General features: G+C 40.3%; 10 protein-coding genes. 3 read left to right on the forward strand and 7 right to left on the reverse strand.

Annotated features, from left to right (window positions below):
• Positions 1-33 precede the first annotated feature (33 nt).
• The 3 genes from CWB72_RS05025 to CWB72_RS05035 all read right to left on the reverse strand — a co-directional run bounded on the left by CWB72_RS05025 (position 34) and on the right by CWB72_RS05035 (position 2415).
• Entirely contained in the window at positions 34-744 is a 711-nt protein-coding gene (locus tag CWB72_RS05025; RefSeq protein ID WP_138629653.1) for a spondin domain-containing protein, read from the reverse strand.
• 10 nt (positions 745-754) lie between these two features.
• Complete coding sequence (locus CWB72_RS05030; RefSeq protein ID WP_138629655.1) at positions 755-1459, reverse strand: spondin domain-containing protein; 705 nt, start codon at positions 1457-1459, stop codon at positions 755-757.
• Positions 1460-1584: 125 nt separating this feature from the next.
• The gene (locus CWB72_RS05035; RefSeq protein ID WP_138566162.1) at positions 1585-2415 is read right to left on the reverse strand and encodes a LysR family transcriptional regulator; all 831 of its coding nucleotides are present in this window, start codon (positions 2413-2415) and stop codon (positions 1585-1587) included.
• Between the two features lie 218 nt (positions 2416-2633).
• Between CWB72_RS05035 and maoP the strand changes: the two genes are divergently transcribed.
• The 3 genes from maoP (at position 2634) to CWB72_RS05050 (ending at position 6132) form a co-directional block, all read left to right on the forward strand.
• Entirely contained in the window at positions 2634-2978 is a 345-nt protein-coding gene (maoP, locus tag CWB72_RS05040; protein ID WP_171037223.1) for a DUF413 domain-containing protein, read from the forward strand.
• A 138-nt stretch (positions 2979-3116) separates the two neighbouring features.
• A complete protein-coding gene (gene gshB, locus CWB72_RS05045; protein ID WP_058028645.1) occupies positions 3117-4163 on the forward strand; it encodes a glutathione synthase in 1047 nt (348 codons plus the stop codon).
• On the forward strand, positions 4147-6132 hold the full coding sequence (locus CWB72_RS05050) for a flavohemoglobin expression-modulating QEGLA motif protein (protein ID WP_138629659.1): 1986 nt from the start codon (positions 4147-4149) through the stop codon (positions 6130-6132). The genes gshB and CWB72_RS05050 overlap by 17 nt, the downstream gene beginning before the upstream one ends.
• Positions 6133-6199: 67 nt before the next feature.
• On the opposite strand, the gene CWB72_RS05055 is transcribed toward CWB72_RS05050, so the two are convergent.
• The 4 genes from CWB72_RS05055 to CWB72_RS05070 form a co-directional block, all read right to left on the reverse strand.
• A complete protein-coding gene (locus CWB72_RS05055) occupies positions 6200-10519 on the reverse strand; it encodes a PAS domain-containing protein (RefSeq protein WP_138629661.1) in 4320 nt (1439 codons plus the stop codon).
• A gap of 115 nt (positions 10520-10634) precedes the next feature.
• Complete coding sequence (locus CWB72_RS05060; RefSeq protein WP_138566167.1) at positions 10635-11231, reverse strand: TetR/AcrR family transcriptional regulator; 597 nt, start codon at positions 11229-11231, stop codon at positions 10635-10637.
• Positions 11228-12091: an alpha/beta hydrolase gene (locus CWB72_RS05065; RefSeq protein WP_138566168.1), complete on the reverse strand. Its 864-nt coding sequence runs from the start codon at positions 12089-12091 to the stop codon at positions 11228-11230. Before CWB72_RS05065 ends, CWB72_RS05060 begins: the two co-directional genes overlap by 4 nt.
• A 191-nt stretch (positions 12092-12282) precedes the next feature.
• Positions 12283-13485 carry a hypothetical protein gene (locus tag CWB72_RS05070; RefSeq protein WP_138566169.1) on the reverse strand — a complete coding sequence of 401 codons (1203 nt, stop codon included), beginning with the start codon at positions 13483-13485 and terminating at the stop codon, positions 12283-12285.
• Between the last annotated feature and the right edge of the window lie 218 nt (positions 13486-13703).

Genomic DNA, 13703 nt, shown 5'->3' on the forward strand with positions numbered 1-13703 from the left:
CCCATTACACGCCGTGTAATGGGCATGTCGGGCTTATTTCATTCTTGTTATTGTGACCATCATTAGTGGGTTATCGAATTTATGCGTGCTATCTAACACTGAGCTAGAGAGCCCGTCTTCATTACCGACAACGCCAGGATGCATTGCGACCTTATCCATGTCTTCTCGGGCACTATTGAAGCCTTCTCCGCCATCTGCAGGACCAGGAATAGTCCCTTGTGCTTCAGTATTTTCTTCGGTACCTGCATCATACGCATGGGTACGCATAGAAATACTGTCGCCTTCCGCTAGGTTTGATACGTCCATAGCATTAAGACCGGTAAAACCATCATTTGTATTCACCATCATGGTGATTAAAGACAATTTATAGTCTTCAAGACTTTCGGTAGTGAGCATTAACTCTTGGCTCGCGCCAGGTGCAAGTGGAGTATCTGCTGAGCTTGACATCATAACCACATCTAATCCGAGTAGCCCTGAATTATCCCCGCCTTCAGCTAAGGTTTCTAATTCGGCGCTGGCCGCCTCACCGATTTGCCAAAATTGTCCTTCTTTATGTAGTGCAATACCAATTGGCGAAAGTGGCTGTCCGTTAGTGAGGTTCACCGCTGTCACTTTTAGCATAATTTCTTCTGCTGCTGGCGGCGTAGGCATAGGTGTTTCTAGCATCACATCATTGTTGTCACTGCCACAACCTGCGAGTAATAGGCCTGCAAATACAGGCGCACATAATTTGAGTGCTTTCATGTTAGGCCCCTTATTTTACTGTTACAGTCACTTTAGCTACTGGGTTCAACCAACGGTGTACTGTGTTGTGTAAGTCGCTTTTCCCGCCTGTTGCTTCGTCATCACCTAAATTCCCGCGGTGAATATGTACCATCATGTTGGTTTCTTCATTGGTTACACCACTGCCTTGCGTACCCGGTGCCATACCCGGAGAGGCTGGAATACCCAATGAGCCAGGTGCACCAGAGCCATCAACAACCAGTTCGTTGTTTGCTTCTGTGCCTGCATCATAGGCATTTAGGTAGATATGATATGTGCCTGCTTCAGTTGGAATAGGCCAAGCATCAAGGCCCACAAAGCCATCGTTGGTTGGTAACATCATGGCGACAATAGACAGGGTTGAATTAGTTTCAGAACTTTCAACCATCGCCATAGTTGATGCGGTGGGTGCTAATAACCCTTCAGCTGGATTCGCTGCAGCGCTAGCATTGATGCCTGATAGCACATCCGCAAGACCTGAAATATCGCCGCCTTCAGCCATTGCTTGTAATGACTCAGACGCTTTGCTGCCAATTTGGTAAAGGTGTGCGTCACTGCTGTGTGCTGCGACAAGGAGCGGGGTGAAATAAATACCTTGTGTGAGGTTGGTAATTTTTACTTCTACATCAGCGGCCATTGCTGTACCGCCAGCCATTAATGTTAGTCCTGCGATGAGTGCACTTGTTGTTTTGTTCATGTCTTGCTCTTTATAGTTTTGTTAAACACAAATCTAGTTTGCAAGACAGTTATCGCGAAACTATGGCTAATTATTCACAAATTTATCACAAGAGTATTTTAAATTTATCGCAGCGGAGATTTCTACTACTGAAGCTTAGAAAACAATGCCTTAAACTCAGTAATTAATTTCTCCTGAGGGTTGTTTTTACGATAAACCAAGTAAATTGGTCGCTTAATTTGTAACGGTGTGTCGATTTCAAATAACTCGCCGTTTTCAATTAATGCTTGAACCAGAGGGTAAGGCAAGTAGGCAAACCCACCTTTAGTTTGTAACACTTCAAGCGCAATCATAGCGGCAGAGGTTTTAAAGTTGGGGGTGACTTTATGGTGTAAAGCGTGTTCTTTTTGAAAAGTGATGCCCCAATCAACTAACACATAATCTTCTACTTTGGCGTCGAATTGAGGGCGGCTCCCAACCAATGACAAATCAAAGTGACCTATTAACTCATTACAAAAATCGCTGTCTTTGATCGGATCGGTGAGTAAGCCCACATCTAATGAGCGGTCCTCTAATTTTCTTTGTATTGCCTCACGAACAGAGAGCTCAGCCCCAACAACTAGGTCGTCAAAGAGTGCCAGCATGTCTTGAATGCGTGAGCTAAAAAAAGCGTCCCAGACATTGGGCGTGGCTGCAACGCTAAAGGTGTTTTTCTGCATGGCGGCAATTGATAAAGAGAGCTTAGACTGTGCCATTTGGCTCACCATCAAATGCGCATGAGATAACAAAGCTTCACCGGCAGGGGTTAGCCTTAAATTATTTTTTTCTCGAATGAAAAGAGCCGTATTATAAAACTCTTCAAGTTGTTTTATTCTTGCACTGACAGCAGCTTGGGTGATATACAAAGTTTCTGCAGCGCGTCCAAAATGGCGATTTTCTGCAACGGCGATAAACGTTTTAAAGACTCTAATATCCATTTGTTATGGCTCTCTTCTTGTAATGGCCTCAATGTAAAAAAATATTATCTTCACGACAAATATTTTTTGTTTTTCTTCTCATTGGTTTTTACATACATTCCGCAAATAAGAGCTTTCTTTGCTCTTGGCAATAATTTGTTCATAAAAGCTGGGTATAGATTAATCAGTTGTATCTCACTTTATTTAACCGTTATATGGCAAACCACTTAGGGGAACATATGAATACGACGATCCGTAAAGGTAAAACACTGTTTTATGGCGACCACACATTTTCACATGGGTTATCAAGAAGCGGTCATTTTACGTTGAAAGAAGCTGAATTTTTAGAAAGCTACGGCCATACGTTAAGTGCACTGGCGAATGAGACGTTGCAGCCTGAAAATGACGAAGAGCAATTATTTGTAGTGCAGGTAAATGATGAAGGTGAAAGCACCTTACATGCTGCCAAACTTTGGAAAAAATACTTAAAAGCAATTAATAAAAGCAAAGTGGGTCACAGCTTCTCAAGAAGCAGCGGCCGTACTGTGCAAGACATGGGGAATGAATTCAGCTTAGCTGATTAATCATACGACCCAATCTTTATATCTGATTGCCAATTAGCCAGTTTCGACTGGCTAATTTTATTTCTGTTACTGATATACCAATCCTCAAAAATATTGAGTTAAGCGGGTTGGTACTTAAAACCTTAAAGACATATAGCCATGAAAATTTGTTTTATTATGTACCCTTGGGATCGTGTTGAGCCTGAGACAGACACTACGCTTCGCTTAATTCATGAGTGTGTTAAACGCGGTCATACCGTTGCTATGTCAACGGTGAATAACCTGACTATTCGGGACAGTGTGGCGAGTGCATTCTGTGATGTATTTACGCGTAAAACAAAGTGTTCTGACAATGTCGTAAGTTTTTACAAAAATGCCGATCTAAAGCGCACTCAACTACCGCTTGCAGGTTTTGATGCCATTATCATGCGTGCCAATCCGCCGTTAGATACCTTAGCATTGAATTTCTTAGACTCAGTGCGCGGTGATACCTTCATCATGAATGACTTAGATGGTTTGCGTATTGCGAACAACAAAATCTATACGGCGTCTTTCCAAGATACTGAAAGTGAGTTTATTCCGGCAACGCACGTATCAAAAAATCGCGAATACTTAGAACGTATTTTTGATGAGTCTGACAGCGATCGCATGATCTTAAAACCTCTAGATGGGTTTGGTGGTCGTGGTGTGATTGTCATTGAAAAGTCGGCACGTCAGAGCTTTAGATCGTTACTCGATTTTTATATCGGCGGTGATGAAAATGGCAAAGGCGAAAACTACGTTATTTTGCAAGATTACGTAGAAGGTGCGGAAGAGGGAGATGTGCGCATTATGATGCTCAATGGTGAACCAATTGGTGCTATGAAACGTGTGCCTGCGAATGGTGATCTGCGTTCAAACGTACATGCGGGTGGCCGAGTTGTGAAACATAAATTGACTGAGCAAGAGAAAAAGCTATGTAAGTACATCGGCCCTAAACTGGTTCGCGATGGCTTGTATCTAACAGGCATTGACGTTATCGGCGGCAAGCTAATTGAAGTGAATGTATTAAGCCCAGGTGGCATTGTACGTATCAACAAATTAAACCGCGTGAAATTACAAGCGCAGGTAATTGATTTTGTTGAAAGTGTTGTGCACGCCAAAGAGCTAGTACGCAACCGTAAAACTGAATTCAGACAGGTAATCGAAAATGCTAACGCTGTCTGAGCAGGCGTGCATCGCGAAAATTAATAAGGGTGAGAGCTTTCACGCTGAAGTCGAAGGCGGCGCCTTTATTATTAAAATTGATGAATATACGCCAGTGATCTGTGCGGCCATTCATAATGGTCATCGTTTGCGAAAAGATCTCGAAAAAACCTTTATGCTCAGTAAGGACGAGCGCTTTTTTGAAGAAGATCCTTATACCGATGAGCTGATCTCGTCGTTTCCTATTCAGTTGATAGGGAACGACTCGCGTTTTGAATACGACTTAAATCGTGCCAAAACCTTGTCTACGTATTTTAAAACGGCGTGGAATAAGCAGGTATGGCAAAAGCCGTTGAGTGCAAAGCAACGTGCAATTAGCCAAGCTAAACATGAGTCTTTTTACAATGTGCTTGAGGCAATCATTGCCAAAGTAGAATCACTGTTTAGTCGCGCAATTGTGTTTGATATTCACTCGTACAACTATAAGCGCATCGAAAAAGACACGCCGACGTTTAATATCGGCTCTGGACAAATTGATGTCGAGCGCTGGGGCAGTGTGGTTAAGCACTTTGAGAAGCAATTGAATAAGATTGAGTTGCCTAACTTGTCAGTGCGCGCTGCGACAGACGAAGTGTTTCATGGTCGTGGTTACTTAATTAGCCATGTGAATGCACACTTTGATAACACCTTAGTGCTACCAACTGAAGTCAAAAAAGTCTTTATGGATGAAACATCGGGTGATGTTTACCCTTTGGTGCTTGAAGAGTTAAAAGCAGGTTTTAAGAGTGCTATCTCTGAAACCGCTGCGTATTTTATTCGCCGTTTTGGCAGTAAAAAGCGCATGCAAAAAGCCGATATGCTGTCTTCCAGTATCAGCCCAGAGGTACTAGAGGTTGATAAAGCGTTATTCTCGTTATGTCGTCATATCGAAACGCTGAACTTTATTAACCCAGTAAACCTGCAAGCGCAGCGTAAGAAGTTTATGAAAAATAGCTATGTTGCGCCGAGTTTTAACTATAAGCAGCTAGACCTTAATCCTTATAAGTTCAGAGAAAAGCTATATAAGTTACCGGTTGATAATATTCTCGATGCCGATATCCAGCAGCTGTATCGTCATATCATTGATAATTTGGCGAACAAAATTGATTTGTTGGCCACCATAGGTACCGATGAGTTTATGTATAACTCATTAAAATATTATGGCGAGCCGAGTGAAGATGACATTGCGAACGCACGATTCTTACTGCACTTAAAGCCACAAATTGATGAAAATGAAAAAGTATTGAATGCGGATGAGGCAATCGCTTGCTTTAAAGCGCAGGCGCAAGAGTGGGGCTTAAACTGTCGTATCGAGAAGTCGGCAAAAATAGTTGCCAAGGCTATGGTCAATAACGACAAAGCATTGTTATTGGTTAACCGAGACGCCAGTTTTACCGAAAAAGAAATTCATGCTTTTGCTTTTCATGAGTTAGGCATTCATATGGTGGCGACGCTGAATGCTAAAAAGCAACCGTTGAAGGTGTTTGGGTTAGGTTTGTCAGGCAATACTCATACTCAAGAAGGTTTGGCAATCTACAGTGAGTATTGTTCGGGGAGTTTGACACTATCGCGCCTGCAAACTTTGGCACTGCGTGTTATTGCCGTTAATTATATGCTCAAGCATCGCGATTTTGTGAAAACCTTTCACACTTTAGTCAGTGAATTTGAGCTAGACAGGGAGTTTGCCTTTACCTTAACAACTCGTGTTTATAGAGGCGGTGGGTTTACCAAAGATTATCTATATCTAAGCGGCTTTAGAGATATCGTTGAACTAGCAAAGACACAGCCACTTGATAATTTGCTGGTCGGTAAAACCGGATTACTCGATTTTGCGATTACTAACGAGGTGGTAGAGCGAGGGTTAGTGCATAAACCTATGCCGTTGTTTGATTTGACTTATCGACCATCTGGCGATGATGTAATGGACTTTATCGTACAATCAATTCGTTAAATACTTATTTTATGTATTCAAAGCGCCCACATTACGTGGGCGTTATTATTTTCATATATTCTGACAATTAACTTTTGAGGGTAGTTAAAAGCTTGTTTTTCAGTGCTTCAAGGCTAATAGGTTTAGCTATGTACTCATCCATGCCTGCCGCAAGACATTTTTCTTTATCACCTTTCATAGCATTTGCTGTCATGGCGATAATTGCTGTGTGTTGATGAAGTTTGCCGACTTCACCATTTCGAATTGCTTTGGTAGCTTGAAAACCATCCATTTCAGGCATTTGTACATCCATTAAAATAATGTCATATGACTCGCTTCGCGCTTTTAATTTACTGAGTGCTTGAAAGCCATTTTCGGCGCTATCACATGTTAACCCTAAGTTCTTGAGCACGCCCTTAGCAACAATCTGGTTCACAGGGTTATCTTCTACTAATAATATTTGCCAATCTGGTAATGTTTCTGGGGCCTCCAAGCCATTACTAGTAGGCTCATTTTTTTGTAACTCGTTTATATAATGATGTGTGATTAATGGCGTGGCTTGAGCAAGAGGCTGGCCATTATCAGATAGTACTTTTAATGCGCTGACTAAATCATGTGTTGTTGCAGGCTTAGGAAAGTAACCTTTAAAGCCTAAATCTGCAAAATATTGGGCATCTCCACGCGTTTGCATCGAAGTCATCATAATGAGCGGCATTGCCTCACAGCCATTTATGCTTTGTAACTGAGTAGCAAGTTCAGCACCATCCATGTTCGGCATTTGCATATCAAGTATGGCAACATCAAATGGGGGTGCTTGCGCTTGTATTTTTTGTTTACAGCAGAGCAAGGCTGATTTACCGTCAGGGCAGGTTGTAACTTTGGCACCCCATTGGACAAGCTGTTTTTCTAAAATTTCTCTATTCGTAGCATTATCGTCAACTACTAAAATGTTTAATGATGAGATATCGACATCTGGTAATGTTGATGAACTAGTTTCCTCACTTGATACTCTTAGGCTGCAAGTAAACTCGCTGCCTTCATTAGGAATACTTTCTAAAGTAATTGTTCCTCCCATTCGCTTGCAGAGTTTTTTTACAATGGCGAGGCCTAAACCTGTACCACCATAGTTACGAGTGGTAGAGGAGTCTGCCTGACTAAATGTTTCGAAGATATGTACTTGTTTTTCTTGTGCTATGCCGATGCCAGTATCTTTGACTTTTAATATGAGCTCTAAATCGTCCAATTGCATTGTGTTTAGCTGCGCTGATACAAGTATTTCGCCTTTATGAGTGAATTTAATTGCATTACCGATTAAATTTGTTAAGACCTGTCGGATCCGACCGGGATCACTTATGATGGCTCTGTTGGGTAATTTAGTGGTATCTAATATTAGCTCAAGGCTTTTAGCTTCTGTAGCCATGGCAAATGACTCACAAAGCTCTCCCATCATAGTTTTGAGATCGAAAGGAATATATTCAAGTTCTAATTTGTCGGCATCAATTTTAGAAAAGTCGAGAATATCATTGATGAGAGTGAGCAATGAATTGGCACTATTTTGCGCGATGCTGACTCTGTGCAGCTGCTCTGCATTAAGGTGCTCATCATTAAGTAACTCGAGCATACCTATCACCCCGTTCATCGGTGTTCTTATTTCATGGCTCATACTTGCTAAGAAGTCATTTTTAGCAATAACAGCAGTCTCAGCAGTGTTTTTGGCATTTTGTAGTGCTAGTTCATATTCAACCTGATCGGTTACATCATAATTCACCCCAATCATGTTGGTTACATTACCATTGGCGTCTACCTTGTTGATTGCCGAGGCTTGAATATGCCGGATATCTCCATTTGGAAGAATAATCCTAAACTGAGTATCAAACTTTTCATCATGAGCTATAGCATGTTGTAAAAGCGCCTCCACTTTAGTTTTATCTTCTGGATGAAGCCCGCTTTGCCATGCGTTATAAGCCCCTGTAAAGTCGCTTTCAGATATCCCATAAAGCTTGAACATCCAACTGTCCCAGGCCAGCGAATTGTCTACTAAGTTGTAATCCCATATTCCGATACCGGCTGAATCTGCAGCTAGTTCCATTCGGTCGTTTTTATCTTGGATCTCTTGTTCCGCTTGCTTAGAAGCGCTGATGTCTAGGTGGGTGCCGATCATCCGCTTTGGTGAACCATCAATATGCCACTCAACAACTCTACCAGTATCGAGGATCCATACCCAATGACCTAGCTTATGCTTCATGCGTATTTCGCATATATAAATATCGACTTCTCTATTCCAATGGGCTCGCAAAGTGTGTTCTGAGTATTTAAAATCTTCAGGGTGGACTAATTTTACCCAAGTCACCGTATTAGTAGGTTCTAGCTCACTGAGTTGATAACCAATGATATTTGCCCAGCGCTCATTGTAAGTGGTGACACCAGAATCAATTTCCCAATCCCATATTCCAACACCTGTCGAATCCATAACAAATTCTAAACGTTGATTACTCAACTGAAGTTTTTTCTGTGCTTCTACACGTTCCGTTATGTCTTGAATTGAGCCAAATAAGCGGACACATTGGTTGTTTTTAAACTCTGTTTGACCCTTTGCTTCTACCCAGATCTCCTTGCCATCAGCAGTGATGAGTTGTAATTCTTCTTGATATGGTTTTCCTGTTTTTATTGCCTGAGTTACTAGTTCTTTGATCCGTTCTCGACTATAACCAGGTTTATAAAACTCAATAGCTGTATCAAGTTGAGGTGTAAAATGTGCGTTAACTTCATGAATTTTCCTAGTCATTTCAGACCAGTAGACTTGTTGGGAAAGCAAATTTACTTCCCAGGCACCAACCTTGGCTTGTTGACTCATTTGTGTCATCAGCTCTTGTTGAGAAAGTAATTTTTGCTCTTGCTCTTCACGCATCAGCTCGTGACCAATCCAATGTGCCAGTAATTGGATTATTTCTAAATCAGATTCTGTGAACGGATGCGTAGAAGGAACTAAACTTGAGAAGTTAAGAGTGCCAATAAGATTTCCTGCGACGAGCAGAGGACAACCTATATAGCTTTCGAGTGCGAAGTTTTTATAACAAGAGTGATTTACAATCTCGCTTTGTGATACGTCATGATATGCGATAGCTCGGTTTGCTTTTAATGTATGTGCACAATATGTATCTTTAAGATTGAACCGTGAGCCGAGTTTTATGACATTATTAGGCATAGAAGTGTAACGCACTAGATATGTATCTTGTGCTTCGTCTATTTCACTTATCATAGCTAAAGAGAGATTAAAAATATCTCTACCTAGAATGAGTAACTCTTGGATCTTATCTTCAGTGGTAATTTGCGTATCACTTGTAATCGTATGAATTTTGGTAAGTGCCTCAACAGTTCGCTTTTGTTCGGTAATATTGTTTTGAATTATGATCGAGCTTTGAGTTTGGCCTTTTACATATCTGAGTGGCACGATTGTTGTGTTAAACCAATATAAATGACCGTCTTTGGCTCTATTACAAATTTCACCGTGCCAAATTTCCCGATTCTCGAGTGCACAATGTACTTTTTCGTAGAATGTATTGCTATGAATCCCGCTGCGCAGTGTTCTAATTGAGTGTCCTATTAACTCGTTTTCATGATAACCATATTGTGAAATGAATTGTTTGTTATAAAAGAGAAAGTTGGCTTCTTTATCTACTCGCATAACCACTGAGTGTTTATTGATTGCAAATTGAAAATCTTTTACTCGATTTCTTTCTAGTAAAAGCTTTTGATAAGTTTTAGATAGCCAGCGCTGCATGGGTTTAAAAATAGCAAAAATTAAAAATAGAATAATAAGCAGAGATAATAGCCATAGGGCTAGATTAATACGTTGTAAGGATATTTGTTGAGTAACCGAAGACTTTTCAAAAAGTATGACGACTTGATGTAAGTCAATTAGTAACTGTTCACGATTAAATTGCTCAAACTCTGTAAAGGTTTGCTTTTTTTTATTAATGATATCTTGTGCTAGTTCAGCGTATTTTTCTACTCGTTCAACAAGCTTTATGTCACCATAGAAGTATGACTCTAATAATTGCTTTAGCTCAATATCAACTAGGTGTAGTTTCTTTTCTAAATACTTCTGATTATTAATGATCTTATTTCTAGCGTGTTGGAGCTTGGTGAAAGTATCAATATTGCTTTTAGGAGAGGTTTGTATATTAAAAATAAGCAGAGCAATTCGCTGTGAAAGCATACGCTGCTCTCCTGCAATATTGATTATATTAGCACTGTCTTTTTGCTTGGTTTGTTGTTCAGTTAAAATTACGAATGATGCCGTAATCGCCAGTGCTATCACCAGTAATGCAATTTTGTAGCGCCTTGAAAAAGTGGCTATAAATAATTCTGTACTTAACATTTCTAGCGCGCCCTTATGAAGTTTCATTTTAGCTGTTTGGCCAGCTTTGCATGTAATAGGTTTTATTTTTAAATGTAAACTATTACAGCACGTTCATATTAAATGCAGCAACTTATTTACATAGCTAGTAAAATGCCGTTTATCATCTGTATTGATTGAGCAGTCTTAACACACTGTTTTTGAATAAGTCTCCAGCTTCATTGTGGGGCAAAGTGTATTTAGTGATGGCATGCCCTAAATATAAGCTGTATAGCTCGTAGGCAATAATTGAACTAGCAATATCTGCTTTGAGTTTGTTGTGTTCAATACAGCGTTCAATTCTGTGGGTTAAGTAACTCAATAAGCGCTCTTGTTGGGCAATGATAAAACTGCGTACTTCGGAGTCAGGGCGATTCTGAAACTCAACAACTGCTTTTATAAAAGGGCAGCTCATTTTTGGATCATTGAACATGTCGTTGATCCAAGTACTCCAGCAATCAAGTAAGTTGAGTAAATGAGAGAGAGGGTCGTCGCAACGGGCAGGCGTAATCACTCTGTCTATAAATAGCGTTTCGCCATATTGTAAAATGGCAATTTGCATATCTTCTTTGTTGTTGAAGTGGGAGATCACACCTGTACGAGACAGCGCACATAGCTTTGCTACGCTGCCAATCGTGACATCAGCTAAACCGAATTGGCTGCTGTATTTAATACTTTGTTTTAAAATTTCGTTGCGCGTACGCTCGCCTTTATTGGTCAAGAAGTCATTACCTGAGATATATGAGCAATAACTTTAGTATCACCTAAAAGTCGACGGTGACCAAGACCTTGGGTGGTAAATAGATTCGATTTTTGCGCCTCAAGATAACGACTAACAGCATCATAGCAGGCATATTTGTCTTCTTGGTCATGAATAAAGTAGGCATTATCAGTGAGTTTATCTAAGTGCTGACTGAGACATAAGCTTTGCCAGTGACGGCCAAATTGCAGGCTGATGCTTTCCAATACATGGGTCAATAACTTTTTCGAAATACCAGCTTTATCTACCTTTTCAAACATCAATTCAAAAAAGTTAATCGGCGTAGCAATGAGCACCAATTTTTTATTTTTTAATAACTCGGCTGGTAAGTTTAAGGTAGCAACGGCCCCCATTGAATGCGCAACTATAGCGTCAATTTGGTGTTGGTTTGCTTCGAAATATTGGATGGTGGTAGTGAGCGTTTCAATAAAATTTAGCAGGTGGGTGTGTTTGCCTGACGCTTTACCGTGAGCAACATGATCAATTGCAGCAACGGAGTAACCTAACGACAGTAAGTTGCAAATTATAGCTTCGAAGCCAGAGCTATTATCAGCCCAGCCGTGACTGACAATGACAAGCTTATTGCTGTTACCAAAAATACTAATATGCGCCTTGCCAAGTGATGTCTCTAAATGATGGGTTTGATCAGGCTGCAAGCGCTGAAATTCATAGTGTCTTTTGCCAAATGGATTCAGTAATAGCTTTTTTCCTAATGATAGACTTATTTTGGGAGAGACTCTTGTTATTCCTGAAGATAATGCCCGTGTGACAGTGTGGATCCCGAAACGAGTTTGCTTGCTGTGAAAGTAATTAAATTTCATAAAAATACCAAAATAGTACAAGTGTTATATTTTTAAAATAGTTCAACTGTACTATTTTGTAAAGTGTGAGTTTGTATTAGTACTTTAAGAGTGAGGGTGGAGTTTATATTTAAGAAGTTGAAAAGGTATAAAAATGAAAAAGCAGCGACTGGCTGGTCACTGCTTTTCAGAAGGTCATGTTTAAAGGCGGACTATTGCATCATGCTAGCTGTTTTAGGGTTAGCAAGAAGTTCACTGAATAAAGCCCATATTTCAGCTTGCGTACCCGATTGACTTTGCTTCTCAATGTAGGTTTTAACCAGATCTTGACCAAGATTATAGTTAATCACATAAGCACGGTTTGCATTGATAAACCCTAAGCGTTGTTGGGCTTTTTTCTCTGTAACTAGGGTATATTTAACTAACAGATCAATGGCTGTTTTGTCGTTAATTTCACCATCTAAATAACGTTTTGCAACCATATTATCTGCGTACGAAAGCTGTTGCTTCACTGCTTGTACTTGATAGTACAATTCGACTTTGCTGGCATCTAAACCGGCAAGTGGGAATAGTACATCTTTTTCAAATTGAATACGTTCAGCATGCGGGAAAACCACATCTACACCATAATTGGCACTGCCTTCGGCGAGTAATGACATCGGTGAAAACAGCGGATAAACAGAATATTCAATCCAGCCTTTGCCGTTAACTAAATGTTTTTCCATTAGAGAGTTGAACACATGATGTCCTGGGTAGCCTTCGTGGCTTGCTAAGTCGATTGCACGAGCAATATAAATTGGAAAGTCGGTATTTACTTGGATCAAACTAAAGCTATTACCTTGATACCAGTTATAACCGCTCCACACCTTGTCTTGTACATATTCAATGGTAAAGCTTTCTTGTTCTTCAAGCTCTATATACTTTTTTGTGCGTTGACGCGATTCGACAACCGCTGCTTTAAATACGGCATCTAATTTGTCTTTTGGAATAACAAATTGGTCAATAAACACATTCATGCGTTCGCTTACTGAACCATTACCAGGCAGCATAGTATCTAACTGAGCTAGCGCTTTATCTAGCTCGGCTTCAGTAATATGCGGTGAGATTGCATCGTATAATCGCTGTGATTCATCATCAAAACTGACTTGCTCGTTGTTGATAATTTGAATAAACGTCAACATGGACTTGGTTTGGATCTGTAAAAATGCTTTGCGTTGCGCCATGGCTTCACTCGTTTGAGTGTTTGCTAAGTCATCTAATAGTGCTGAAATACCAGTTTTTAGTTCATTTAAGGCACGCTTTTCACCTGTACGCCACTCACTAGGCCCGTAATAGGCGTCAATGTAATAAGGATGATGCTCGCCAACGGCTAAAGCTAGTTTCACATATTGCTCAGCGAGTGTATCAAGAGTCATCGGGGTTTCCTCTTTGCTAATGAGAGTTTTTGACTGACAGCCAGTAAGTATGGCCAGCAAACATAGAATAACGAGTGTTATACGCATGATGGTGTTCTGATTGCTTAATTGGAGAAGCGATAATAGCTGAAATAAATATTGTATACAATTTGCTTTTTTGTCTTTGATATAAAACACGTCTATGTCATATAAGTTATGCTATGTTTTTATAATGTTGG

Origin of the sequence: Pseudoalteromonas phenolica (assembly GCF_005886345.1) — a bacterium.
Classification (GTDB): Bacteria; Pseudomonadota; Gammaproteobacteria; order Enterobacterales; family Alteromonadaceae; genus Pseudoalteromonas; species Pseudoalteromonas phenolica_A.